Origin of the sequence: Streptoverticillium olivoreticuli subsp. olivoreticuli (assembly GCF_003391135.1) — a bacterium.
Taxonomy (GTDB): domain Bacteria; phylum Actinomycetota; class Actinomycetes; order Streptomycetales; family Streptomycetaceae; genus Streptomyces; species Streptomyces blastmyceticus.
The window spans coordinates 5,982,508-6,005,855 of record NZ_CP031455.1 but is presented as its reverse complement, the minus strand read 5'-3'; the positions used below and the strand labels follow the sequence as shown (position 1 = coordinate 6,005,855).

General features: G+C 71.8%; 22 protein-coding genes. 15 read left to right on the top strand and 7 right to left on the bottom strand.

Translation table 11 applies throughout. The features are described 5' to 3' along the window. Positions 1-71: 71 nt before the first annotated feature. Positions 72-1,268, bottom strand: coding sequence for an adenylate/guanylate cyclase domain-containing protein (locus tag DXZ73_RS26740; RefSeq protein WP_116213596.1), 1,197 nt, complete (start codon positions 1,266-1,268; stop codon positions 72-74). 91 nt (positions 1,269-1,359) lie between these two features. Continuing rightward, positions 1,360-2,229: a biotin--[acetyl-CoA-carboxylase] ligase gene (locus tag DXZ73_RS26735; protein WP_205519232.1), complete on the bottom strand. Its 870-nt coding sequence runs from the start codon at positions 2,227-2,229 to the stop codon at positions 1,360-1,362. A gap of 133 nt (positions 2,230-2,362) precedes the next feature. Here DXZ73_RS26735 and DXZ73_RS26730 point away from each other — a divergent pair, with 133 nt between their 5' ends. The 5 genes from DXZ73_RS26730 (at position 2,363) to DXZ73_RS26715 (ending at position 6,691) form a co-directional block, all read left to right on the top strand. Beyond that, a complete protein-coding gene (locus tag DXZ73_RS26730; RefSeq protein ID WP_116213594.1) occupies positions 2,363-3,970 on the top strand; it encodes an acyl-CoA carboxylase subunit beta in 1,608 nt (535 codons plus the stop codon). Positions 3,971-4,026: 56 nt separating this feature from the next. Further along, the gene (locus DXZ73_RS26725; RefSeq protein ID WP_116215871.1) at positions 4,027-4,233 is read left to right on the top strand and encodes an acyl-CoA carboxylase subunit epsilon; all 207 of its coding nucleotides are present in this window, start codon (positions 4,027-4,029) and stop codon (positions 4,231-4,233) included. Positions 4,234-4,358: 125 nt separating this feature from the next. Then, a complete protein-coding gene (gene mmpB / locus DXZ73_RS40145) occupies positions 4,359-4,490 on the top strand; it encodes a morphogenic membrane protein MmpB (RefSeq protein WP_275898590.1) in 132 nt (43 codons plus the stop codon). 103 nt (positions 4,491-4,593) lie between these two features. Next, on the top strand, positions 4,594-6,060 hold the full coding sequence (locus DXZ73_RS26720) for a peptidoglycan D,D-transpeptidase FtsI family protein (RefSeq protein ID WP_116213593.1): 1,467 nt from the start codon (positions 4,594-4,596) through the stop codon (positions 6,058-6,060). A 28-nt stretch (positions 6,061-6,088) separates the two neighbouring features. Continuing rightward, positions 6,089-6,691, top strand: coding sequence for a Maf family protein (locus DXZ73_RS26715; protein WP_116213592.1), 603 nt, complete (start codon positions 6,089-6,091; stop codon positions 6,689-6,691). A gap of 86 nt (positions 6,692-6,777) precedes the next feature. Here DXZ73_RS26715 and DXZ73_RS26710 read toward each other — a convergent pair whose 3' ends face one another. Then, the gene (locus DXZ73_RS26710) at positions 6,778-7,104 is read right to left on the bottom strand and encodes a hypothetical protein (protein WP_162890347.1); all 327 of its coding nucleotides are present in this window, start codon (positions 7,102-7,104) and stop codon (positions 6,778-6,780) included. 193 nt (positions 7,105-7,297) lie between these two features. Between DXZ73_RS26710 and DXZ73_RS26705 the strand changes: the two genes are divergently transcribed. The 4 genes from DXZ73_RS26705 (at position 7,298) to DXZ73_RS26690 (ending at position 11,815) form a co-directional block, all read left to right on the top strand. Continuing rightward, positions 7,298-7,864 carry a DJ-1/PfpI family protein gene (locus DXZ73_RS26705; protein ID WP_116213590.1) on the top strand — a complete coding sequence of 189 codons (567 nt, stop codon included), beginning with the start codon at positions 7,298-7,300 and terminating at the stop codon, positions 7,862-7,864. 89 nt (positions 7,865-7,953) lie between these two features. Next, positions 7,954-8,718: an IclR family transcriptional regulator gene (locus DXZ73_RS26700; protein WP_116213589.1), complete on the top strand. Its 765-nt coding sequence runs from the start codon at positions 7,954-7,956 to the stop codon at positions 8,716-8,718. 387 nt (positions 8,719-9,105) lie between these two features. After that, positions 9,106-10,860 (top strand): acetyl/propionyl/methylcrotonyl-CoA carboxylase subunit alpha, encoded by a 1,755-nt coding sequence (locus tag DXZ73_RS26695; protein ID WP_116213588.1) that lies wholly within the window; start codon positions 9,106-9,108, stop codon positions 10,858-10,860. Between the two features lie 331 nt (positions 10,861-11,191). Beyond that, the gene (locus tag DXZ73_RS26690; protein ID WP_116213587.1) at positions 11,192-11,815 is read left to right on the top strand and encodes a TetR/AcrR family transcriptional regulator; all 624 of its coding nucleotides are present in this window, start codon (positions 11,192-11,194) and stop codon (positions 11,813-11,815) included. Between the two features lie 9 nt (positions 11,816-11,824). Here DXZ73_RS26690 and DXZ73_RS26685 read toward each other — a convergent pair whose 3' ends face one another. Both DXZ73_RS26685 and DXZ73_RS26680 read right to left on the bottom strand, forming a co-directional pair. Next, on the bottom strand, positions 11,825-12,802 hold the full coding sequence (locus DXZ73_RS26685) for a DeoR/GlpR family DNA-binding transcription regulator (protein ID WP_240351791.1): 978 nt from the start codon (positions 12,800-12,802) through the stop codon (positions 11,825-11,827). Between the two features lie 144 nt (positions 12,803-12,946). Further along, positions 12,947-14,419 (bottom strand): NAD(P)H-quinone dehydrogenase, encoded by a 1,473-nt coding sequence (locus DXZ73_RS26680; RefSeq protein ID WP_116213585.1) that lies wholly within the window; start codon positions 14,417-14,419, stop codon positions 12,947-12,949. A 178-nt stretch (positions 14,420-14,597) separates the two neighbouring features. Here DXZ73_RS26680 and DXZ73_RS26675 point away from each other — a divergent pair, with 178 nt between their 5' ends. From DXZ73_RS26675 to DXZ73_RS26665, 3 genes are all read left to right on the top strand, one after another. Then, on the top strand, positions 14,598-15,035 hold the full coding sequence (locus DXZ73_RS26675; RefSeq protein ID WP_116213584.1) for a gamma-glutamylcyclotransferase: 438 nt from the start codon (positions 14,598-14,600) through the stop codon (positions 15,033-15,035). Between the two features lie 194 nt (positions 15,036-15,229). Beyond that, positions 15,230-16,045 carry a purine-nucleoside phosphorylase gene (locus DXZ73_RS26670; protein ID WP_116213583.1) on the top strand — a complete coding sequence of 272 codons (816 nt, stop codon included), beginning with the start codon at positions 15,230-15,232 and terminating at the stop codon, positions 16,043-16,045. Positions 16,046-16,595: 550 nt separating this feature from the next. Beyond that, positions 16,596-18,263, top strand: coding sequence for a phospho-sugar mutase (locus DXZ73_RS26665; protein ID WP_116213582.1), 1,668 nt, complete (start codon positions 16,596-16,598; stop codon positions 18,261-18,263). Between the two features lie 501 nt (positions 18,264-18,764). Here DXZ73_RS26665 and DXZ73_RS26660 read toward each other — a convergent pair. Continuing rightward, positions 18,765-19,358 carry a PH domain-containing protein gene (locus tag DXZ73_RS26660; RefSeq protein ID WP_116213581.1) on the bottom strand — a complete coding sequence of 198 codons (594 nt, stop codon included), beginning with the start codon at positions 19,356-19,358 and terminating at the stop codon, positions 18,765-18,767. Between the two features lie 134 nt (positions 19,359-19,492). On the opposite strand from DXZ73_RS26660, the gene deoC reads away from it, so the two are divergent. From deoC to DXZ73_RS26645, 3 genes are read left to right on the top strand one after another with little or no spacing between them, the layout of a single operon-like run. Continuing rightward, positions 19,493-20,476 (top strand): deoxyribose-phosphate aldolase, encoded by a 984-nt coding sequence (deoC, locus tag DXZ73_RS26655; RefSeq protein ID WP_116213580.1) that lies wholly within the window; start codon positions 19,493-19,495, stop codon positions 20,474-20,476. 2 nt (positions 20,477-20,478) lie between these two features. Then, positions 20,479-21,909 (top strand): aldehyde dehydrogenase family protein, encoded by a 1,431-nt coding sequence (locus DXZ73_RS26650; RefSeq protein WP_116213579.1) that lies wholly within the window; start codon positions 20,479-20,481, stop codon positions 21,907-21,909. After that, positions 21,902-22,786: an aldehyde dehydrogenase family protein gene (locus tag DXZ73_RS26645; RefSeq protein WP_116213578.1), complete on the top strand. Its 885-nt coding sequence runs from the start codon at positions 21,902-21,904 to the stop codon at positions 22,784-22,786. Before DXZ73_RS26650 ends, DXZ73_RS26645 begins: the two co-directional genes overlap by 8 nt. Before the next feature lie 78 nt (positions 22,787-22,864). Here DXZ73_RS26645 and DXZ73_RS26640 read toward each other — a convergent pair whose 3' ends face one another. Beyond that, positions 22,865-23,347 (bottom strand): hypothetical protein, encoded by a 483-nt coding sequence (locus tag DXZ73_RS26640; protein WP_338059140.1) that lies wholly within the window; start codon positions 23,345-23,347, stop codon positions 22,865-22,867. Position 23,348: the final 1 nt, after the last annotated feature.

Here is a 23,348-nt window from a genome sequence, read left to right as displayed (position 1 = left end):
CTGTTAACGACCGTGAACCTTTCGCAAGGATCTTCGCCCGCCGAGGAGATGTCCAGAGCGGGGGCGAGCCGTCAGCCGCCCCTGCGGGTGAGCAGCCAGGGTTCCACCACGCCCAGGCCTCGCACCGGCCGCTGCCACATCGGCTGGAGCGCGAACCGGTACTGGTCGTCCGCCTCCGGCCCCACCTCCGCCTCCGACTTCGGGGCGTCGCCGCTGCGGGCCAGTTCCTCGGCGAAGGCGCTGTCGACGAGGACGGCGTCCTTCGGCGCTATCGACGTCAGCCGGGAGGCCAGGTTCACGGTCGTGCCGAAGACGTCGCCCATGCGGGTCGTGACGGTGCCGAAGGCGATGCCGACGCGGAGTTCGGGCATCGTCTCGTCGTGGGTCATGGTCTCGATCAGCCGCAGACCGATCTCGGCGGCGGTGCCCGCGTCGTCGGCCGCGTAGAGCACCTCGTCGCCGAGGGTCTTGATCAGCCGGCCGCCGTGCGCGGCCACGAGGTCGGCGGCGGTGGTCTCGAACGCCTCGACCAGCTCGCCCAGCTCCTCCTCCTCCAGACGGCGCGTCAGGCGGGTGAAGCCCACGAGGTCGGCGAAGCCCACGGCGAGGCGCCGGTCGACCATCTCCGCGTCGTCCTGGGCCTGGACGACGCGGCCGGTGGCGGCGGCGAGCTGGCGCCGCCAGACGTAGATGAGGAACTCCTCCAGCTCCGGCAGCAGCAGCTCGACCAGCGGATAGGTGATCTCCGTCCGGGTCATGCCCGGTTCCTGAGGCTCGGTCAGGCCCTCCAGGAAGGAGTCGATCTGCCAGTCGGCGAGCCGGGCCGTGGTCTGCCCGGTGGAGCGGGCGACCTGCACGGCCATCGGCTCGCTGAGCAGCCCGGCCTCGACCAGGCCGGCGAGGCGCCGCAGGGCGAGGACGTCCGCCTCGGTCAGCGCGCGGGCCTGGCCGATGTCGGCGAAGCCCATGGCGCGCCAGAAGCGGGAGGCCAGGTCCATGGAGACGCCGGCCGCGCGCGCGGCCTGGAAGGGGGTGTAGCGGCGCTCGGCGCCGAGGATCAGCGCTTCCAGCCGCAGGGCGATGGGGTCGCCGCCCTCGTCGCCGTACTCCTCGACACCCTTGGCGGCCGCGCGGCCGGTGTTCTCCGCGCCGCCGCCCGCGCCGGACCGGCCGGTGTCGCCCTCGGCTCCCCCGGCGTTCCCGTGCGCGGCACCGTCGTCACCCGTGGCCTCAACGGCACGGGAGGTTCCCCCACCGTCGGCGGTCACCGCCCGCCCCCTGTCAGTTCCGTGCGCACTGCCCTGCCGATCACTGCTCGCTTAGGTTCCGGGCACAACGATACGACAGGTGTGCCGTAGCTCACTCTTCCGACAGCGCGGGCCGTAGGTGAACGATGTCGCCCGCGCCCACCGGCTGCCGCACCCCGCCGCCCGTCGCCAGCACCAGCCGGCCGTCCCCGTCCACGGCCACAGCCTCCCCGACGAGCTCGCGCCCGCCGGGCAGTTCGGCCCGTACGGTGCGGCCGAGCGTGGCGCAGCCCGCCGCGTACGCCTCCTGGAGACGGCACGCGCCGGGGTCGCCCCCGGCGCGCCGCCACTCGCCGTACCACTCCTCCAGGGAGCGGAGCACGGCCCGCAGCAGTGGGTCGCGGTCCACGGAGTGCGCTCCGGCCAGGGCCAGCGAACCGGCCGTCGGCACGGGCAGTTCGTCGGCGCGCAGGGAGACGTTGAGCCCGATGCCCACGACAACGCTGTCACCGGCGCGCTCGGCGAGGATGCCGCCGGCCTTGCGCTCGGCGCCGTCGACGGTGACCAGCAGGTCGTTGGGCCACTTCAGGGCGGTGTCGACGCCCGCGGCCCGGGAGAGCGCGGTCGCCGTCGCCACACCGGCGAGCAGCGGCAGCCAGCCCCAGAGCCCGGCGGGCACGCCGGGGCCCGGGGTGAGGAGGACGGAGAAGAACAGCCCGGAGCGCGGCGGCGCCGACCAGGTACGGTCCAGCCGCCCGCGCCCGGCGGACTGTTCCTCGGCGACCAGCACCGCGCCTTCCTTCGCCGCGCCGGACGCGGCGGCGGCGACCAGGTCCGAGTTGGTCGACCCGGTCCGGGCGACCACGTCCAGGGAGGTCCACAGCCCGTCGGGCCGCAGCAGTCCGCGCCGGAGCGCGGGGGTGTTGAGGGGCGGGCGGTCCAGGTCGGACCAGCGGTTGCCGGAGGTGTCGGAGGGCGTCATAGGAGCCACCATAGGAGGCGGTCGGCGAGTGACGGGTGTGGCCAACGACGCAGTGCCGTAGCGCATCCACGCGGATACGCTACGAACCGGTAGCCCAGTCAGCCCCCTCTGGACGAGCAGGAGCCGCATCCCGATGTCCGAGCCAGACACCACCCGTGGATCCGATATCGACATCCACACCACCGCGGGCAAGCTCGCGGACCTCCAGCGCCGGATCGAGGAGGCGACGCACGCGGGCTCCGCGCGGGCGGTGGAGAAGCAGCACGCCAAAGGCAAGTTGACGGCCCGCGAGCGCATCGGACTGCTGCTGGATGAAGGTTCCTTCGTCGAGCTGGACGAGTTCGCCCGGCACCGCTCGACCAACTTCGGCATCGAGAAGAACCGGCCGTACGGGGACGGCGTCGTCACCGGCTACGGCACCGTCGACGGCCGGACGATCTGCGTCTACTCCCAGGACTTCACGATCTTCGGCGGTTCGCTCGGCGAGGTCTACGGCGAGAAGATCGTCAAGGTCATGGACTTCGCACTGAAGAACGGCTGCCCGGTCGTCGGCATCAACGACGGTGGCGGCGCGCGGATTCAGGAGGGCGTGGTCGCCCTCGGTCTGTTCGCCGAGATCTTCCGCCGCAATGTGCACGCCTCCGGGGTGGTCCCGCAGATCTCCCTGATCGTCGGCCCCTGCGCGGGCGGCGCGGTCTACTCCCCCGCGATCACCGACTTCACGGTGATGGTCGATCAGACCTCGCACATGTTCATCACGGGCCCGGACGTCATCAAGACCGTCACCGGCGAGGACGTCGGCTTCGAGGAGCTGGGCGGCGCCCGTACGCACAACACCACCTCGGGCGTGGCGCACCACATGGCGGGTGACGAGAAGGACGCCATCGAGTACGTCAAGGCGCTGCTGTCCTACCTCCCGTCCAACAACCTCTCCGAGCCGCCCGCCTTCCCCGAGGAGGCGGACCTGGAGCTGTCGGACACCGACCGCGAGCTCGACACCCTGATCCCGGACTCGGCCAACCAGCCGTACGACATGCACACCGCGATCGAACACGTGCTGGACGACGGCGAGTTCCTGGAGACCCAGGCGCTGTTCGCCCCGAACATGCTCACGGGCTTCGGCCGGGTCGAGGGCCACCCGGTGGGCGTCGTCGCCAACCAGCCCCTCCAGTTCGCCGGCTGTCTGGACATCAACGCGAGCGAGAAGGCGGCCCGGTTCGTCCGGACCTGCGACGCCTTCAACATCCCGGTGCTCACCTTCGTGGACGTGCCGGGCTTCCTCCCGGGCACCGACCAGGAGTACAACGGCATCATCCGGCGCGGCGCCAAGCTGATCTACGCCTACGCCGAGGCCACGGTCCCGCTGATCACGGTGATCACCCGCAAGGCGTTCGGCGGGGCGTACGACGTCATGGGCTCCAAGCACCTCGGCGCGGACCTCAACCTCGCCTGGCCCACCGCCCAGATCGCGGTCATGGGCGCCCAGGGCGCGGTCAACATCCTGCACCGCAGGACGATCGCGGCCGCGGACACCCCGGAGGAGCAGGAGGAGCTGCGCGCGAAGCTCATCGCCGACTACGAGGACACGCTGCTCAACCCGTACGCGGCCGCCGAGCGCGGCTACGTCGACGCGGTGATCATGCCGCACGAGACGCGCGCCCACATCGTGCGCGGGCTGCGGGCGCTGCGGGACAAGCGCGAGAGCCTGCCGCCCAAGAAGCACGGCAACATCCCGCTGTAGGCGGCCGGGCCGTGCCGGAGCCGCCGGAGAAACGACACGCCGTCGAGGAGCTGACCATGATCAAGGTCGTACGGGGCAACCCGACCCCCGAGGAGCTGGCCGCCGCCCTGGCGGTGGTCCAGGCCCGCGCGGCGGCCCGGGCGACCGCCACGCCGGAGGGCTCCGCCCGCACGGAGTGGGCCGACCCGGCCCGCCGGGTCACCGCCCGGCGCACGCCCCGCCCGGGGCCGCGCTCCTGGCGGACGTCGTACTGGCCCGCCTGAGCGCTCCTCCCGCCGGGCCCCGCGCGGGGCCCGGCACCGGCTTTTGCCGGAGTTGACCCTCGTACCGGCGTGCCTGAGTACGCGTACTCAGGCGCCGGAGGCGGTCCGGCAGCAGCATGGGAGCCATGCTGTGGTCGGACCCGCCCGAAGAGCCTCCCGAGGAGCTGCGCGAAGTCCAGGCGATGCTCCGCCGGGCGGGCTTCGTGCTGGCCATCGGCGTGGTGGCGCTGTTCGTCCTGCTCGGGCTGAGCCCCTGACGCACCCCGGGCGACACGCCCGGCCCCGGCGCATCTGCAACCGAAAACACGGCATTCACGTCATCCCCAGTGAATTGCCGCGATTCCGGGAGTGCGTCACAACATGAACAAACCCGTGCGTCACATATCCGTCTTCGTCGGAGTGCTGGTGCTCGCCCTGCTGGCGCAGGCGACCCTGCTCCAGTTCGTGCGCGGCAACGAACTCTCCGACAACGAGCACAACCGGCGCACGAAGATCGCCACCTTCTCCCAGCCCCGCGGAAACATCATCGTCGGCGGAGAGGCCGTCACCGGCTCCGTCGAGACCAACAGCGGCGATCTCAAGTACAAGCGGACCTACAAGGACGGCGAGATGTACGCCCCCGTCACGGGCTACTCCTCGCAGATCTACCTCAGCTCGCAGCTGGAGAACCTCAACGACAAGCTGCTGAGCGGCCGCGACGACAAGCTCCTCTTCCAGCACACCACCGACCTGCTCACCGGCAAGAAGCCGCGCGGCGGCGACGTGGTCACCACCATCGACCCCAAGGCGCAGAAGGCGGCCTACGAGGGCCTCGGCAAGTACAAGGGCGCCGTCGTCGCCCTGGACCCGCGCACCGGCAAGGTCCTGGCCCTCGCCTCGACCCCCTCCTACGACCCGTCGGTCTTCGCCGGTGACCGGACCAAGGACTCGGACGCCTGGAAGAAGCTGGAGGCCGACAAGAACAAGCCGCTGCTCAACCGAGCGCTGAAGGACCGCTACCCGCCGGGCTCCACCTTCAAGATCCTCACCGCGGCGGCGGCCCTGGAGCACGGTGTCGTCTCCGACATCAACGCCAAGGGCGACGCCCCCACCCCGTACAGGCTCCCCAACACCACGACCTACGTCCGCAACGACGTGCAGACCCCGGACTGCGACAAGGGCTCGCTGAAGTCCGGCCTCCAGTGGTCGTGCAACAACGTCTTCCTCGACCTCGCGGACAAGCTGGGCGTCGACAAGATGCGCGAGACGGCGGAGAAGTTCGGGTTCAACAACCCCAAGGTGGACATCCCCGTCCGGGCCGTCGAGAGCATCTACCCCAAGAAGCTCGACCGCCCGCAGACCGCGCTGACCGGCATGGGCCAGGGCAGCCTCGACAGCACCCCGCTCCAGATCGCCATGATGACCGCCGGGCTCGCCAACGACGGCAAGCTGATGAAGCCCTACATGGTGGAGGAGCTGCGCGGACCCGACCTCAGTGTCCTGGAGAAGCACAAGCCCGAGGTGATGGAGCAGGCCGTCTCCGCCGACACCGCGCGCAAGGTGCAGTCGATGATGGAGAACACCGCCGAGAACGGCACCGGCAAGAAGGCCCTGATCGACGGCGTCACCGTCGGCGCCAAGACCGGCACCGCGCAGCACGGCGTCAACAACGAGAAGCTGCCGTACGCCTGGTTCGTCTCCTACGCCAAGCAGGGCGACGGTTCGCCGGTCGCGGTCGCCGTCTTCATCGACCCGGAGGGCTCGGGCATCGACCGCGAGGAGATCTCCGGCGGCGGCCTCGCGGGCCCCATCGCCAAGAGCGTCATGCAGGCCGTGCTCAAGAAGTAGCCCGCCGGGGCCCCTCTACGATGGCGGGATGACCGCTCAGCGCCGCCTCGTCCTCGCCTCCCAGTCCCCCGCCCGCCTCGGGCTGCTCCGCAACGCGGGGCTCGCGCCCGAGGTGATCGTCAGCGGGGTGGACGAGGACGCGATCACCGCCCCGACCCCCGCCGAGCTCGCCCGGGTCCTCGCCGAGGCCAAGGCCGGGGCGGTCGCCGCGCGGGCGGAGGCGGCGGGAGCGCTGGTCGTCGGCTGCGACTCGGTGCTGGAGCTGGACGGCCGGGCGCTCGGCAAGCCGGCGGACGCCGAGGACGCCACGGCCCGCTGGAAGTCGATGCGCGGCCGCTCGGGCGTGCTGCGGACGGGCCACTGCGTGATCGATACGGCCACCGGGCGGAGCACCTCGGCGACGGCCTCCACGACCGTGCGGTTCGGCGAGCCGACCGACGCCGAGATCGCCGCGTACGTGGCCTCCGGCGAACCGCTGCACGTCGCGGGCGCCTTCACCCTCGACGGCCGGTCCGCGCCCTTCGTCGAGGGCATCGACGGCGACCACGGCAACGTCATCGGCCTGTCGCTCCCGCTGCTGCGCCGGCTCCTGGCCGACCTGGACACCCCGATCACGGACCTGTGGGTGTGACACCGCGCGGGTGAGACCGCAGCACGAACGCCGGTACGGGCCGGGTCTCGGCTCGTACCGGCGTTCGTGGGCCGGGGTGTCCGGGGTCAGGCCGGCACGAGCCCGGTGATCGGCGACAGCAGGCCCAGCAACGGATCCGCCGCCTTGGTGACCTGGGTGACCTGACCGAGCTGATTGAGCTTGCTCAGCTCCCTCGTGCCGTCCGGGGAGATGCTGGTCGGCGGCGCATCCGGGATCGACCCCATGTTCGGTGGGGCGACGGTCTCCCCCGCGTTCGAGGTGGGGGTATGCGGCATGGGTGCGGCCGAGGCGACGGTGGCGGTCATGGTGAGGGCGGCGCCGGCGAGAACGGCGGCGGCTGCAATGCGCTTGATCATGCCCCACCAACGAGGTCGGCGCGCGTCGGTCACCATTCCTTGCGCCACTCGGGGGGCCCGCCCCTCTGCGAGGCGCACAGGGCCGCCGACGGCCGCCGCGCGGGCCCGTGCCGCCCGCCCGAAGTCGGCGGGCGCGCCGCGCCGTTGACCGGACGACGGGCGCCCCGCCGGTTTTCCCGTCCGCGCCCCGGCGCATATTCGGGTTAACCGACACCGAGGAGCGCCAGCCATGCCGAGGATCCTCATCACCACCGGCGACGCCGCCGAGGACCTGGAGGTCATGTACCCCTACCAGCGCCTGCTGGAGGAGGGCTACGACGTCGACATCGCCGCACCGACCGTGAAGAAGCTCCAGTTCGTGGTGCACGACTTCGTGTCCGACTTCGACACCTACACCGAGAAGCCCGGCCACTGCTGGCCCGCCGACATCGCCCTCGCGCAGGTGAACCCCGCCGACTACGCGGCCGTGGTGGTCCCGGGCGGCCGGGCGCCCGAGTTCCTGCGCCTGAACGCCGACTTCCAGCGGATCATCACGGCCTTCTTCGCCGCCGACAAGCCCGTCGCGCACATCTGCCACGCCGTGGTGGCCCTCGCCCCGCTGGGCGTGCTCCAGGGCCGCAGGACCGCCGCCTGGCCCGCCTGCGAGCCGGACGTGCGGATGGCCGGGGGGACGTTCGTGGACGCCGAGGCCGTCGTGGACGGCAACATGGTGTCCGCCCGGGCCTGGAACGACCACCCGGCGTGGATGCGCGCGTTCGTCGACCTCCTGCGGGAGAAGGCGCCGCTCAAGGGCTGACACGGGCGCTCCCGGGCGCTGTGCCAAGCTGGAGGGTCCACGTCCGCATTCCGGTCCGGCCACGCCGGCGCCCGAGGAGCCCCGCCGCCATGCCCCAGTCCGTCGACCGCGCCCTCGACGTCCTCGACGCCGTCGCGAGCTCCTCCGGGCCCGTGACCGCCAAGGCGCTCGCCCGGCTGACCGGCTGCGGGCTGTCCACGGTGTACGAGCTGCTGGGCGCCCTCACGGCCCGGGGCCACGTCGTCCGGACCGCGGGCGGCTACACCCTCGGCTACCGCGTGCCGTCCCTGCACCGCGCCTTCCAGCGGCAGATGCGGCTGGACGACGAGGTGCACGGACTGCTGCTCTCGGCCCGGCTGGCGGTGGGCGCGGACACGTACTTCAGCACCTACCGGGACGGGGACATCGCCGTCCTCGCCGGAACCTCCGCCTCCGTTCCGGCCACCGGGGGCTTCGGCGTCGGGCAGGACCCCGACGGGCACGCGACGGCCCACGGCAAGATGCTGCTCTCCGCCCTCCCGCGCGCCGCGCGCCTGCGCTATCTGACCGCGACCGGCATGCGGGCCATCACCCCACGCACCATCACCTCGCCCGAGCGGCTCGACCAGGAGCTGATGCGGGTGCGACGGGAAGGGGTCGCGGTGGAGATCGAGGAGTGCGCGCCGGGAGTGGCGTGCGTGGCCGTGCCCGTGCCGTCCACCGACGGCGGCGCGATGACGGCCGTCTCCGCCGCGCTGCCGCTGGAGGACTTCCACCGGCGCAGGCGGGAGCTGACCCGGACGCTGCGCCATGTGGCGGCGGAGGCGGGCAAGTTGGCTGCCCGTCAGTGCGCCGGAGGTCCACCGGCGCACTGAGCGGACCGGAACGCTCCGCTCGGCCGGGTGGTTACCAACGGGTAGGCGAAGGATCGGCGCTACCCATGGGTACACCGGAGAAAGGGAGGGAGACGCGGCCCCCGCGTCCACTGCGACCGTCCGGCGACCGCGCAAACTTTCTGTCACCCCTTCGTAGGGAGTCAACAAAGAATGCGCACCGCATCTCAGGATCATTGATCGAGATCTTGCCCACACGCCCGGACCGCCATCGGCCGCGGAACCCGGCGTACCGTGGGAGAACCGGGATTTCCGGCCTCTTCCCGGCCCGTCTTTCACGCTCCGTGTGGGCAAGCTCACCCCGGGAGTCGGGTCGGCACAGAGTGTTGCCTGTACCTAAACTCACCTTGTTTCAAGGAGGGAGCCATCGTGCGCAAGGTGCTCATCGCCAACCGTGGCGAAATCGCTGTCCGCGTCGCTCGTGCATGCCGGGACGCCGGGATCGGAAGTGTGGCGGTCTACGCCGATCCGGACCGGGACGCTCTGCACGTCCGCGTCGCCGACGAGGCGTACGCGCTGGGCGGTGACACCCCGGCGACGAGCTACCTCGACGTGGCCAAGGTGCTTGCCGCAGCAGCCGAGTCGGGCGCGGACGCCGTCCACCCCGGATACGGATTCCTGTCCGAGAACGCGGAATTCGCGCAGGCCGTCATCGACGCAGGCCTGACGTGGATCGGCCCGCCGCCGCAGGCCATCCGCGATCTCGGCGACAAGGTGGCGGCCCGTCACATCGCCCAGCGCGCCGGTGCGCCGCTGGTCGCCGGGACCCCCGACCCCGTCTCGGGCTCGGACGAGGTCGTGGCGTTCGCCCGTGAACACGGCCTGCCCATCGCCATCAAGGCCGCCTTCGGCGGCGGCGGACGCGGCCTGAAGGTCGCCCGCACGCTGGAGGAGGTCCCCGAGCTCTACGACTCCGCCGTCCGCGAGGCGGTCGCCGCCTTCGGCCGCGGCGAGTGCTTCGTCGAGCGCTACCTCGACCGGCCCCGCCACGTCGAGACCCAGTGCCTGGCCGACAAGCACGGCAACGTCGTCGTGGTCTCCACCCGCGACTGCTCGCTCCAGCGCCGCCACCAGAAGCTCGTCGAGGAGGCCCCGGCACCGTTCCTGACCGAGGAGCAGAACGCCGAGCTCTACCGCGCCTCCAAGGCCATCCTCCGCGAGGCCGGATACGAAGGCGCCGGCACGTGCGAGTTCCTGGTCGGCCAGGACGGGACGATCTCCTTCCTGGAGGTCAACACCCGCCTCCAGGTCGAGCACCCCGTCACCGAAGAGGTCACCGGCATCGACCTCGTACGGGAGATGTTCCGCATCGCCGACGGCGAGGAACTCGGCTACGACGACCCGCCGCTGCGCGGACACTCCTTCGAGTTCCGCATCAACGGCGAGGACCCGGGCCGGAACTTCCTGCCCGCCCCCGGCACCGTCACCCGCTTCGACGCCCCCTCGGGCCCCGGCGTCCGCCTCGACGCGGGCGTGGAGGCCGGCTCGGTCATCGGCCCCGCCTGGGACTCCCTCCTCGCCAAGCTCATCGTGACGGGCGCGACCCGCGAGCAGGCGCTCCAGCGCGCGGCCCGCGCGCTGGGCGAGTTCACGGTCGAGGGCATGGCCACCGCCATCCCCTTCCACCGCGCCGTCGTCACCGACCCCGCCTTCACCTCCGACCCCTTCCGCGTCCACACCCGGTGGATCGAGACGGAATTCGTCAACGAGATCCCGGCCTTCGCGGGCGCGGTCGCCGAGGACGAGGAAGAGGCCCCCGGGCGCGAGACGGTCGTCGTCGAGGTCGGCGGCAAGCGGCTCGAGGTCTCCCTGCCGTCGTCGCTGGGCATGACCATCGCCCGTACGGCGGCGGCGGGCGGCGCGAAGCCGAAGCGGCGCGCGACGAAGAAGGCGGGCTCCGCGGCTTCGGGTGACGCGCTCACGTCCCCGATGCAGGGCACGATCGTCAAGGTCGCGGTCGAGGAGGGCCAGGAGGTCGCCGAGGGCGATCTCATCGTGGTCCTCGAGGCGATGAAGATGGAACAGCCGCTGAACGCGCACCGCGCGGGCACGGTCAAGGGCATCACGGCGGAGGTCGGCGCGTCGGTCTCCTCCGGAGCGGTCATCTGCGAGATCAAGGACTGACCCGGATCGAGCCCGCCGCGGGTACGCCTGCGGCGGGCTTTCCCCTACCCGCCCCTTCCCGGCTGTGTCGATTTGCGGCTCCGCCGCGTGGGGGCTCCGCCCCAGACCCCGAAGCACGCTCCGCGCGCTGTCCTCAATCGCCGGACGGGCTGAATTCCGCGGACCGTAGCCCGGAATTCAGCCCGTCCGGCGTTTGAGGACGCGGCCGCAGGCCGCCCCCGCCGCAGGCGGCAACGTACCCGCACCCGAAGGCAAAGGCGCGCCCACCCCAACCCGCCCCCGCGCAAGCGAATGGCATTCTTGAGCCGCGGGGACCCCAAGGGAGGCGGCAATGACCACGGAGACCACACACGCGCCACGCCCCATGCGCGCGGACGCCCGGCGCAACTACGAGCGGCTGCTCGTGGAAGCCCGTACCGCCTTCACCGCGCACGGCACGGACGCCTCCCTCGAAGACATCGCCCGCCGCGCGGGCGTCGGCATCGGGACCCTCTACCGGCACTTCCCCAACCGCACGGCCCTGATGAGCGCCGTCTTCCAGGGCGAGGTCGACGCCCTGCTGGCCCGGTCGCGGGAGCTGCTGGCCTCGCCCGAGCCCTGCCGGGCGCTCGTGGACTGGCTGCGGACGATCGTGGCGCACGCCAGCACCTACCGGGGGCTGTCGCGCGCCCTGATGGCCGCGCAGAGCGACGAGGCGTCCGCGATGTCGCGGTGCAGCCTGCCGATGCGGGAGGCTGGCAGCGAGCTGCTCGCCCGCGCCCAGGGGGCGGGGGCGGTCCGGGAGGACGTCGGCATCGTGGATCTGATGCAGCTGACCAACGCGATCTCCCTGGCCGTCGAGCAGTCGCCGGACGACCCCGGTCTTGCGGACCGGCTCCTGATGCTCACGCTCACCGGTCTGAAGGCGCCCGCGAGCGCCGGACGGGACTGCGAAGACACCCCGTCCGACGCCTGAGGCCCCGGGTCAGCGCCGCCTGGGCGCCAGGTCGGCCACCCGCGCGGTCGCCTGGTCGCCCAGGGACACCGCGCTGCGCAGCTGGGGGCCCGGCGGCCCCCCCTGCACCGGCCCGGGCGGCTGCCCGGGCCCCATCGGGTGGGTGCGCCGCTGTCCCGGCAGCGGCACGTCGCGGCGGCGACCCGGCGGCACCGCCTCGCCCCCGCCGGGGACGCCCGCCGGTCCCGAGCCCGACCCCGCGCCGGGCCCCGCGACCGAGATGTGGACGCCCTGGTCCGCGAGGGCCTGGAGCTCCGTGGCCGCGCGGTCGTCGTGCCCCGGGGGCGCGTCCGTCACCAGGCGGGTGATCACGTCGGTGGGCACCGTCTGGAACATGGTGTCGGTGCCCAGCTTCGTGTGGTCCGCCAGCACCACGACCTCCGCCGCCGCCTGCACCAGCGCCCGGTCCACGCTCGCGGAGAGCATGTTGGACGTGGACAGGCCGCGCTCGGCGGTCAGCCCGCTGCCGGACAGGAACGCTCTGGACACCCGCAGCCCGTGCAGCGACTGCTCGGCCCCGCTGCCCACCAGGGCGTAGTTGGAGCCGCGCAGCGTGCCGCCGGTCATCACGACCTCGACCCGGTTGGCGTGGGCCAGTGCCTGTGCGACGAGCAGGGAGTTGGTGACCACGGTCAGGCCCGGCACGCGCGCGAGCCGGCGGGCCAGCTCCTGCGTGGTCGTACCGGCGCCGACGACTACCGCTTCGCCCTCTTCGACAAAGCTCGCCGCGAGATCGGCGATGGCCGTCTTCTCCGCGGTCGCTAGATGGGATTTCTGCGGGAAGCCGGACTCCCTGGTGAAACCGCCCGGCAACACCGCACCGCCGTGCCGGCGGTCGAGCAGTCCTTCTGCCTCCAATGCCCGCACGTCCCGCCGTACGGTCACTTCGGAGGTCTGGACGACGCGGGCGAGCTCACGGAGCGAAACCGCTCCGTTGGCGCGCACCATTTCGAGGATCAATTGACGACGTTCTGCAGCGAACACGAAACCGACAGTAACGCCAACGACCATCCGTTTTCAGCAGGTTGCAGAATTTTACGGAAGTTGTCCGCTGCGGACCGTATGACGTGGTATAGGGAACCCCCCGGTCCGCTACCCCTCGCGCTGCGTCTTCCTCGCGTGCAGCTGGCGGGCCACCTCGGCGAGGGAGCCGGACAGCGAGGGGTAGACGGTGAACGCGTTGGCGATCTGCTCCACGGTCAGGTTGTTGTCGACCGCGATCGAAATCGGGTGAATCAGCTCGCTCGCGCGGGGCGCGACCACCACGCCGCCGACCACGATGCCCGTACCCGGACGGCAGAACATCTTCACGAAACCGTCGCGAATACCCTGCATCTTCGCCCGCGGATTCCGCAGCAGCGGCAGCTTCACCATGCGGGCGTCAATCTTGCCGCTGTCGACATCGGCCTGCGTATAGCCGACCGTCGCAATCTCCGGATCCGTAAATACGTTCGCGGATACAGCCTTGAGATTGAGCGGCGCCACCGCGTCACCCAGGAAGTGGTACATCGCGATGCGGCCCTGCATCGCCGCGACCGACGCGAGCGCCAGCACCCCGGTGCAGTCACCGGCCGCGTAGACGCCGGGCGCGCTCGTGCGCGAGACCCGGTCCGTCCAGATGTGGCCGGACTCCTTGAGCCGGACGCCGGACTCCTCCAGGCCGATCCCCTCCGTGTTGGGGATCGAGCCGACGGCCATCAGACAGTGCGTACCCGTGATCACCCGGCCGTCGGCCAGCGTCACCTCCACGCGGTCGCCGACGCGCTTCGCGGACTGCGCCCGCGACCGCGCCATCACGTTCATCCCGCGCCGCCGGAAGACGTCCTCCAGCACCGCGGCCGCGTCGGGGTCCTCGCCCGGCAGCACGCGGTCGCGCGAGGACACCAGCGTGACCTTGGACCCGAGGGCCTGGTAGGCACCCGCGAACTCCGCGCCGGTGACACCCGAGCCGACCACGATGAGCTCCTCGGGGAGCTCGTCCAGGTCGTAGACCTGCGTCCAGTTCAGGATCCGCTCGCCGTCCGGCAGCGCGTCCGGGATCTCCCGCGGGTGCGCGCCCGTGGCGATCAGCACCGCGTCCGCGACCAGGGTCTCCTCGGTGCCGTCGACGGCCCGCACGACGACCTTGCGCGAGCCGTCCGGGGCCTGGTGCGGCTCCAGCCGGCCGCGGCCGCGCAGCACGCGCGCGCCCGCCCGGGTGACGGACGCGGTGATGTCGTGCGACTGCGCCAGCGCCAGCCGCTTCACACGGCGGTTGACCTTGCCCAGGTCCACGCCCACGACCCGCGCCGCCTGTTCCTGCGGTGGACCCGCGGCGCAGCCGCTGTCGGATGCAGTGTCCGCGACGATGATCCCCAGCTCCTCGTACGAGGAGTCGAAGGTAGTCATCACCTCGGCCGTCGCAATAAGGGTCTTCGAGGGCACACAGTCGGTGAGCACCGACGCCCCGCCCAGACCGTCGCAGTCGACGACGGTCACCTCCGCGCCGAGCTGCGCGGCGACGAGCGCCGCCTCATAGCCGCCGGGTCCGCCACCGATGATCACGATCCGAGTCACGTACTCCATTGTCCCGCACCCATCAAAGCGACTTCTCCCGGGGCCTCCCCCGGCGGATCCGTACGTAAATACCTACGTACATCCCTACGGGCATCCGTGCGAGGACCGGCAGGAGGTTCCGGACGAACCTCCCTTCGAGACTGCCACCCCAAATGCCGTTCCGCCTCACTCCCGTACTCTCGGAGCCATGTCGCTCTACGCCGCGTACGCCGGCAACCTCGACGCGCGGCTGATGTCCCGCCGCGCACCCCACTCGCCCCTGCGCGGCACGGGCTGGCTCGCCGACTGGCGACTGACGTTCGGCGGGGAGCAGCTGGGCTGGGAGGGAGCGCTCGCGACCGTCGTCGAGGCGCCGCGCTCCCAGGTCTTCGTCGCGCTCTACGACATCGCCCCGATGGACGAGGACTCGATGGACCGTTGGGAGGGTGTCGGCCTCGACATCTACCGCCGGATGAGGGTCCGCGTGCACACCCTGGACGGCGAGGAGCCCGCCTGGGTGTACGTCCTCAACGGCTACGAGGGCGGGCTGCCCTCCGCGCGCTACCTCGGCGAGATCGCCGACGCCGCGGAGTCGGCCGGGGCGCCGCACGACTATGTGATGGAGCTCCGGAAGCGGCCCTGCTGAGGGCATCGGCGGTGCCTTGGCTGCGCCCTGGCCGTGTTGCTCGTACGGCGTCCGTGGCGGCCTGCGGGCCGCCGCGCCGGGCCCGGCGGATTTCTCTGACGAATGCGTCTCGTCGCATTCCACAAAGCAACAATCGGAACACCGTCACCAGCGACATCTACGCGCGTAGGCGAATAGCGGCTACCCTCGTCCGCGTGAACGCATCAGTTACCCCCCAGACCGACCCGTACACCGCGGCCGACGCCGCCGCCTCCCGCCTGCGCGAGCTCACGGGCGCCGAGACCCACGACGTCGCCCTGGTCATGGGCTCCGGATGGGTTCCCGCCACCGAAGCCCTCGGCACCCCCGAGATCGAGTTCCAGGTCACCGAGCTCCCGGGCTTCTCCGCCGCCGCCGTCGCCGGCCACGCGGGCACCGTCCGCTCGTACAAGGTCAACGACAAGCGCGTCCTGGTCTTCCTCGGCCGCACGCACTACTACGAGGGCCGCGGTGTCGCCTCCGTCGTGCACGGCGTCCGCACCGCCGTCGCCGCCGGCTGCAAGACCATCGTCCTGACCAACGGCTGCGGCGGCCTCCGCGAGGGCATGCGCCCCGGCCAGCCGGTGCTGATCAGCGACCACATCAACCTCACGGCGACCTCGCCGATCGTCGGCGCCAACTTCGTCGACCTCACCGACCTCTACTCGCCGCGGCTGCGCAGCCTCTGCCAGGAGGTCGACCCGACCCTCGAAGAGGGCGTCTACGTCCAGTTCCCCGGCCCGCACTACGAGACGCCCGCGGAGATCAAGATGATCCGCACGCTCGGTGCGGACCTGGTCGGCATGTCCACCACCCTCGAGGCCATCGCCGCCCGTGAGGCCGGCGCCGAGGTCCTCGGCATCTCCCTGGTCACGAACCTGGCCGCGGGCATGACGGGCGAGCCGCTCAACCACGAAGAGGTCCTCCAGGCCGGGCGCGACTCCGCGACCGCGATGGGGGCGCTGCTGGCTTCGGTGCTCGACCGCCTGTAGGTCTGTTGGGTGCGCTTTCCGCTGGGTGCGGTTCGCTTTGTGGGTGCGGCTTTGTTCGCGCCTGCGGCGGGGCGCCCTGCGGGCGCGGCCTCAAACGCCGGCCGGGCTGGGTTGTGGTGGGTGCCGGGGGCGTGGCCTCCGGGCTGGGAACCTGGAACGCGGTGCGTGGCGCTGTGACGCGTATTGCGTGCTGTGACAACGCACCGCGTTCCAGAACCCCACCCTGCGGCCCCACCCCCTCCCGCCGGAGAGCAACGTACGGGCCGTTCGGGGCAACCCACGCGGTACGGCCGTACGCCGCCGACGGCGGGTGGGTGGCACCGGAAGGGGTGCCCGTCACCTTCTGAGTGCCGGGCGGTCGCGGGTGGGTGTGTCCCGCCGCGGTAGCGGCGGGCAGCCGACGACGGCGAGTGGCCTGCCCCACAGCGCATCAACGTGTGATTTACCAGCCCTGCGTCAGGGCAACGATGCAACACCCGGCGACGGACCTGCGCACCCGGCAGAGCGCAGCGGACCCGCGCCCAGACTCGACCACTCCGGAGGAGAAACCGTGGAGCGAGACCTCATCGCGCGAGCCAAGTCGTGGCTGGCCGAGGACCCCGACCCCGACACCCGTGACGAGCTCGCCCGGCTCATCGACGCCGGGGACACCGCCGAGCTGAGCATCCGCTTCGGCGGCACCCTCCAGTTCGGTACGGCCGGTCTCCGCGGTGAGCTGGGCGCCGGTCCCATGCGCATGAACCGCGCCGTCGTGATCCGCGCGGCCGCCGGTCTCGCCGCGTACCTCAAGAAGCAGGGCCACGCCGGCGGCACCGTCGTCATCGGCTACGACGCCCGCCACAAGAGCGCCGACTTCGCCCTGGACACCGCGGCCGTGATGGTCGGCGCGGGACTCAAGGCCGCGCTGCTCCCCCGGCCGCTGCCCACCCCCGTGCTCGCCTTCGCGATCCGCCACCTCGGCGCGGTCGCGGGCGTCGAGGTGACCGCCAGCCACAACCCGCCGCGCGACAACGGCTACAAGGTCTACCTCGGCGACGGCTCCCAGATCGTGCCCCCGGCCGACGCGGAGATCGCCGCCGAGATCGCCGCGGTCGAGAGCCTGGACGACGTGCCCCGCCCCTCCGCCGGCTGGGAGACCCTCCGCGACACGATCGTGCAGGCCTACCTGGAGCGTACGGACGCGGTCCTGACCAATGGCTCCGCCCGGGACGTACGCGTCGTCTACACGCCCATGCACGGCGTCGGCCGCACCGTACTGACCGCCGCCTTCGAGCGGGCGGGCTTCCCCGCGCCGACGGTGGTCGCCGAGCAGGCCGAGCCCGACCCGGACTTCCCGACCGTCTCCTTCCCCAACCCGGAGGAGCCGGGCGCGATGGACCTGGCGTTCGCGACGGCCCGCGAGGCCCAGCCGGACATCGTCATCGCCAACGACCCCGACGCCGACCGCTGTGCCGTCGCCGTGCCGGACCCCGAGTCCGCCGAGGGCTGGCGCATGCTGCGCGGCGACGAGGTGGGCGCGCTGCTGGCCACGCACCTGGTGCACAAGAAGGCGCAGGGCACGTTCGCGACCACGATCGTCTCCTCGTCCCTCCTCTCCCGCATCGCGGCCGCCGCCCCCGGCGCCGACTACGAGGAGACCCTCACCGGCTTCAAGTGGCTGGCCCGCGTGGACGGCCTGCGCTACGCGTACGAGGAGGCGCTGGGTTACTGCGTCGACCCCGAGGGCGTACGCGACAAGGACGGCATCACCGCCGCCCTGCTGGTCGCCGAGCTGGCGGCCGAGCTCAAGGAGACCGGCCGTACGCTCACGGACCTGCTGGACGACCTCGCGGTCGAGCACGGCCTGCACGCCACGGACCAGCTCTCGGCGCGCGTCGAGGACCTGTCCCTGATCTCCGACGCGATGCGCCGCCTGCGCGAGCAGCCGCCCGCGATGCTGGCCGGTCTCCAGGTGACGTCGGCCGAGGACCTGGCCAAGGGCTCGGAGGCGCTGCCGCCGACGGACGGCCTGCGCTATCACCTCGCCGGTGACGCGTCCGGAACGGTCTCGGGGGCGCGGGTCATCGTCCGGCCGTCGGGCACGGAGCCGAAGATCAAGTGCTACCTGGAGGTCGTGGTCCCGGTCGCGTCGGCGATCGCCCTGACGGACGCGCGCGCCCGCGCGACGGATGTCCTGACCCACATCAAGCGCGACCTGTCCCAGGCGGCGGGCATCTAGGGCCCTTTCACGTCCCGCCGCGGCCGGCTGCCCGCTGCTACCGCGGCGGGACACACCCACCCGCGACCGCCCGTTACTCAGAAGGCGATGGGCACCCTTTCCGGTGCCAGCCGCTCGCCGTCGGCGACATACGGCCGCACCGGCGAGGGTTGCCCCACACGGGCCGCAGCCGCCCGGCACTCAGAAGATGACGCGCACCCCTTCCGGTGACGGCCCGCAGCCGTCCTCCGGCGGGAGGGGGTGGGGCCGCAGGGGTAGGGGTCCTGGACGCTGTCGTGTATTTGCGGCGCAAGCCCCGGGCACTCAACACACTCAGGGGCAACGCGCCGTAAATATACGGTCCAGGACCCCTGCCCCGGAGGCCACGCCCCCGGCCCAGCCACAACCCAGCCCGTGGGGGCACCTCCCAGCGGTAGCTGGGGGAGCTTGAGGCCGCGCCCGCAGGGCGCCCCGCCGCAGGCGCAACGAACCCGCAGCGGACCAAAACTCAGCCCAAAACCCTCAGCCCATAACCCCGAGCACAACCAAAAGCACAACCCCCACCCCCACCGGCACCAACACCTCATAAGCCCACCGCACCAACACCCCGCCGCCATCATCGGACGCATGGCGCGCCGCCAACTCCCGGATCTCCTCGATCGCCTGATCCGCCGGCGCCCGCACAGCACCGTCACCGGCCTCGGCCCCAGTCGACCCCCGCCGCGCCGCAGCCTTCCGCTTGCGCAGCGACACCGGGATCGACCAGAGCTGATACTTCGCGCCCCCGGCGTAGAGCTCGCTGGAGTACCCGGCCCGCACATCCTCGACGCAACCCCACGGCACGGTGATCGTCCGGAACGGGTTCCGCACCAGCAGCCGCTTCTCGCCCGCCCACACCGCGGGGCGCAGCGTGAAGGCGACGATCAGCGGTACGACGCACAGCAGGCCGGCGAGGGCCAGCCACGGCGTCCGGCCGGAGCCGCGGAAGACGGCGTCGCCGCCCAGCCAGGCGGCGAGGAGGAGCAGCAGCACGCCGCTCGCGATCCCCGCGGGCGAGCGGTAACACCGGTCGGCGTAAGGGGTCTGCGGGGCGGAGGAGTCGTCCGGGCTCGTCATGCGGCGATTGTGCCCCACCCGTCCCGGGAGAGGGCGGCGGGAGGACAGCAGACCACAAGGGAAGGTGCCGGACACCGGATCCGGCACAGGGGGGTGACACGCGCTACGCGCGTAGATATGCTCATCTGGTGACCATGCCCACCACAGTTCCCGCACACGGCAACGACGCCGCGGGGCGGCTGAAGGACCTGGCGGACGTGACCGCCTCCGACAGCACGCTGCGCCGCTTCCTGCACGGCCTCCCGGGCGTCGACGCGGTCGGGCTGGAGGCCCGCGCCGCCTCGCTCGGCACCCGCTCGATCAAGACGACGGCGAAGGCCTATGCCATCGACCTCGCGATCTCGATGATCGACCTGACGACGCTGGAAGGCGCAGACACCCCGGGCAAGGTCCGGGCGCTCGCCGCCAAGGCCGTCCACCCCGACCCGACCGACCGTACGACGCCCACGACCGCCGCGGTCTGCGTCTATCCGGACATGGTGGCGACCGCCAAGGCCGCCCTGAAGGGCACGGACGTCAAGGTCGCGTCCGTCGCCACCGCGTTCCCCGCCGGCCGCGCCGCGCTGCCGGTGAAGCTGGCCGACACCCGGGACGCCATCGCCGCCGGGGCGGACGAGATCGACATGGTCATCGACCGCGGGGCGTTCCTCGCCGGCCGGTACATGGACGTCTTCGAGGAGATCCGCACGGTCAGGGCGGAGTGCGGCGACAAGGCCCGCCTCAAGGTCATCTTCGAGACCGGTGAGCTGTCGACGTACGACAACATCCGCCGCGCGTCCTGGATCGGGATGCTCGCGGGCGCCGACTTCATCAAGACCTCGACCGGCAAGGTCGCGGTCAACGCGACTCCGGCCAACACGCTGCTGATGCTGGAGGCCGTGCGCGACTTCCGGGCGCAGACGGGCGTCCAGGTCGGCGTGAAGCCGGCCGGTGGCATCCGCACCACCAAGGACGCGATCAAGTTCCTGGTCCTGGTCAACGAGACCGTGGGCGAGGAGTGGCTGGACAACACCTGGTTCCGCTTCGGTGCCTCCAGCCTGCTGAACGACCTGCTGATGCAGCGGCAGAAGCTGAGCACCGGGCGCTACTCCGGTCCCGACTACGTCACGGTGGACTGATCATGTCTTTCACTTACGCACCGGCCCTCGAGTCGCGGGCGGTCGTCGACATCGCCCCGTCCTACGGCCTGTTCATCGACGGCGAGTTCACCGAGGCGACCGGCGGCAAGGTCTTCAAGACGGTCAGCCCCTCCTCCGAGGAGGTGCTGTCCGAGGTCGCGCAGGGTTCCGCGGAGGACGTGGACCGCGCGGTGAAGGCGGCCCGCAAGGCGTTCGAGAAGTGGTCGGCGCTGCCCGGCTCGGAGCGCGCGAAGTACCTCTTCCGCATCGCGCGGATCATCCAGGAGCGCTCGCGCGAGCTGGCCGTCCTGGAGACCCTGGACAACGGCAAGCCGATCAAGGAGACCCGCGACGCGGACCTCCCGCTGGTCGCCGCGCACTTCTTCTACTACGCGGGCTGGGCCGACAAGCTCGACCACGCGGGCTACGGCGCGAACCCCCGCCCGCTGGGCGTCGCGGGCCAGGTCATCCCGTGGAACTTCCCGCTGCTGATGCTGGCGTGGAAGATCGCCCCGGCGCTGGCGACGGGCAACACCGTCGTCCTGAAGCCGGCCGAGACGACCCCGCTGTCGGCGCTGTTCTTCGCGGACATCTGCCGCCAGGCCGGGCTGCCGAAGGGCGTCGTCAACATCGTCACGGGCGACGGCACCACGGGCGCCGCGCTGGTGGCGCACGAGGACGTGAACAAGGTCGCGTTCACCGGCTCCACGGCGGTCGGCAAGGCCATCGCCCGCACGGTCGCGGGGACGGACAAGAAGCTCACGCTGGAGCTGGGCGGCAAGGGCGCCAACATCGTCTTCGACGACGCCCCCATCGACCAGGCCGTCGAGGGCATCGTCCAGGGCATCTTCTTCAACCAGGGCCAGGTCTGCTGCGCGGGCTCCCGCCTGCTGGTCCAGGAGTCGATCCAGGACGAGCTGCTGGACTCCCTCAAGCGCCGTCTGTCGACGCTGCGCCTGGGCGACCCGCTGGACAAGAACACCGACATCGGCGCGATCAACTCCGCCGAGCAGCTGGCCCGGATCACCGAGCTGGCCGACAGCGGCGAGGCGGAGGGCGCGGAGCGCTGGGCCCCGGCCTGCGAGCTGCCGTCCGCGGGTTACTGGTTCGCGCCGACGCTGTTCACGAACGTCACCCAGGCCCACCGGATCGCCCGCGAGGAGATCTTCGGCCCGGTGCTGTCGGTGCTGTCCTTCCGCACCCCGGCCGAGGCGGTCGCCAAGGCGAACAACTCGCAGTACGGCCTCTCCGCCGGCATCTGGACGGAGAAGGGCTCGCGGATGCTGGCCGTCGCGGGCAAGCTGCGCGCGGGTGTCGTCTGGGCCAACACGTTCAACAAGTTCGACCCGACCTCGCCGTTCGGCGGCTTCAAGGAGTCGGGCTTCGGCCGCGAGGGCGGCCGTCACGGTCTGGAGGCCTACCTCGATGTCTGATCGCCTGGCTGTCTTCAAGACCTACAAGCTGTTCGTCGGGGGCAAGTTCCCCCGGTCCGAGAGCGGACGGGTGTACGAGGTGACCGACTCCAAGGGCAACTGGCTCGCCAACGCCCCGCAGTCCTCCCGCAAGGACGCCCGTGACGCGGTCGTCGCGGCCCGCAAGGCCGTCGGCGGCTGGTCGGGGGCGACCGCGTACAACCGCGGCCAGGTCCTCTACCGCGTCGCCGAGATGCTGGAGGGCCGCCGCGACCAGTTCGTGGCGGAGGTCGCCGACGCCGAGGGCCTGTCCAAGGCGAAGGCCGCGGCCCAGGTGGACGCCGCGATCGACCGCTGGGTCTGGTACGCGGGCTGGACCGACAAGATCGGCCAGATCACCGGCGCCACCAACCCGGTCGCCGGCCCGTACTTCAACGTCTCCTCCACCGAGCCGACCGGCGTCGTCGCCGTGCTGGCCCCGCAGGAGTCGTCGTTCCTCGGCCTGGTCTCGGTGATCGCCCCCGCGATCGCCACCGGCAACACGGTCGTGGTCGTGGCCTCCGAGAAGGCCCCGCTGCCCGCGCTGTCCCTGGGCGAGGTGCTGGCGACGTCCGACCTCCCCGGCGGTGTCGTCAACGTCCTGTCGGGCCGTACGGCGGAGATCGCGCCGTCGCTGGCCGCGCACCAGGACGTCAACGCGATCGACCTGGCGGGTGCGGACGCCGCGCTCGCGACGGAGCTGGAGATCGCGGCGGCGGACAACCTCAAGCGCGTTCTCCGTCCACAGGCTGTGGACTGGGCCGCGACGCCGGGCACCGACCGGATGACGGCGTTCCTGGAGACGCGCACGGTCTGGCACCCGACGGGTTCGCTGGGTGCGGGCGGCTCGTCCTACTGACGCCCCACGACCGGACGGGCTGGATTTTGGCTGAGCTCAGCCAAAATCCAGCCCGTCCGGAGTTTTGCGGGCGCCTGCCTAAATCGGCAACGGCGGCAACAGGCCCGCCGCCTGGTCCAGCAGGGCCAGGTCCCGGAGCGCGCCGCCGTTCGTCAGCGGCTCCGTGACGGAGGACGTGCTCACCGGCTCGAAGTCGGCGACCTGTGTGCCCACCGCGTTGGCGAACGGGTCGCTGCCCGTGCCCGCGAGCGGGTTGAGCTTCAGCGCCTCCAGGGACCGCAGCGCGCCCTCCGAGGACGCGCCGAGCGCCGTGTCCGCACCGGCCGTGGCCGCGTCGATGGACGTCACCCCCAGCTCGGCCCGGGGGCCCGCCTTGGGCGCCATGGGCGCGGCGTTCGCGGCTCCCGCGCCGCCCGCGACGATGGCCGCACCCGCCGAGACGGTCAGCCCGACGCGCACCAGACCGCGCGAGGAGGAGGGGCGGGAAGAGCGTGCGTGTCGTGCGTGCGAGGCCATGGGCACCTGCCGGGTCGTGAGGTACAGGATGGAACGACAACGCACC

Bases quoted from the DNA above. Each gene is read 5' to 3' on its own strand.
- DXZ73_RS26735 (WP_205519232.1), bottom strand. From the start codon at position 2,229: ATGACGCCCTCCGACACCTCCGGCAACCGCTGGTCCGACCTGGACCGC.
- DXZ73_RS26730 (WP_116213594.1), top strand. From the start codon at position 2,363: ATGTCCGAGCCAGACACCACCCGTGGATCCGATATCGACATCCACACC.
- DXZ73_RS26725 (WP_116215871.1), top strand. From the start codon at position 4,027: ATGATCAAGGTCGTACGGGGCAACCCGACCCCCGAGGAGCTGGCCGCC.
- mmpB (WP_275898590.1), top strand. From the start codon at position 4,359: ATGCTGTGGTCGGACCCGCCCGAAGAGCCTCCCGAGGAGCTGCGCGAA.
- DXZ73_RS26720 (WP_116213593.1), top strand. From the start codon at position 4,594: ATGAACAAACCCGTGCGTCACATATCCGTCTTCGTCGGAGTGCTGGTG.
- DXZ73_RS26715 (WP_116213592.1), top strand. From the start codon at position 6,089: ATGACCGCTCAGCGCCGCCTCGTCCTCGCCTCCCAGTCCCCCGCCCGC.
- DXZ73_RS26710 (WP_162890347.1), bottom strand. From the start codon at position 7,104: ATGGTGACCGACGCGCGCCGACCTCGTTGGTGGGGCATGATCAAGCGC.
- DXZ73_RS26705 (WP_116213590.1), top strand. From the start codon at position 7,298: ATGCCGAGGATCCTCATCACCACCGGCGACGCCGCCGAGGACCTGGAG.
- DXZ73_RS26700 (WP_116213589.1), top strand. From the start codon at position 7,954: ATGCCCCAGTCCGTCGACCGCGCCCTCGACGTCCTCGACGCCGTCGCG.
- DXZ73_RS26690 (WP_116213587.1), top strand. From the start codon at position 11,192: ATGACCACGGAGACCACACACGCGCCACGCCCCATGCGCGCGGACGCC.
- DXZ73_RS26685 (WP_240351791.1), bottom strand. From the start codon at position 12,802: ATGGTGCGCGCCAACGGAGCGGTTTCGCTCCGTGAGCTCGCCCGCGTC.
- DXZ73_RS26680 (WP_116213585.1), bottom strand. From the start codon at position 14,419: ATGGAGTACGTGACTCGGATCGTGATCATCGGTGGCGGACCCGGCGGC.
- DXZ73_RS26675 (WP_116213584.1), top strand. From the start codon at position 14,598: ATGTCGCTCTACGCCGCGTACGCCGGCAACCTCGACGCGCGGCTGATG.
- DXZ73_RS26660 (WP_116213581.1), bottom strand. From the start codon at position 19,358: ATGACGAGCCCGGACGACTCCTCCGCCCCGCAGACCCCTTACGCCGAC.
- deoC (WP_116213580.1), top strand. From the start codon at position 19,493: ATGCCCACCACAGTTCCCGCACACGGCAACGACGCCGCGGGGCGGCTG.
- DXZ73_RS26650 (WP_116213579.1), top strand. From the start codon at position 20,479: ATGTCTTTCACTTACGCACCGGCCCTCGAGTCGCGGGCGGTCGTCGAC.
- DXZ73_RS26645 (WP_116213578.1), top strand. From the start codon at position 21,902: ATGTCTGATCGCCTGGCTGTCTTCAAGACCTACAAGCTGTTCGTCGGG.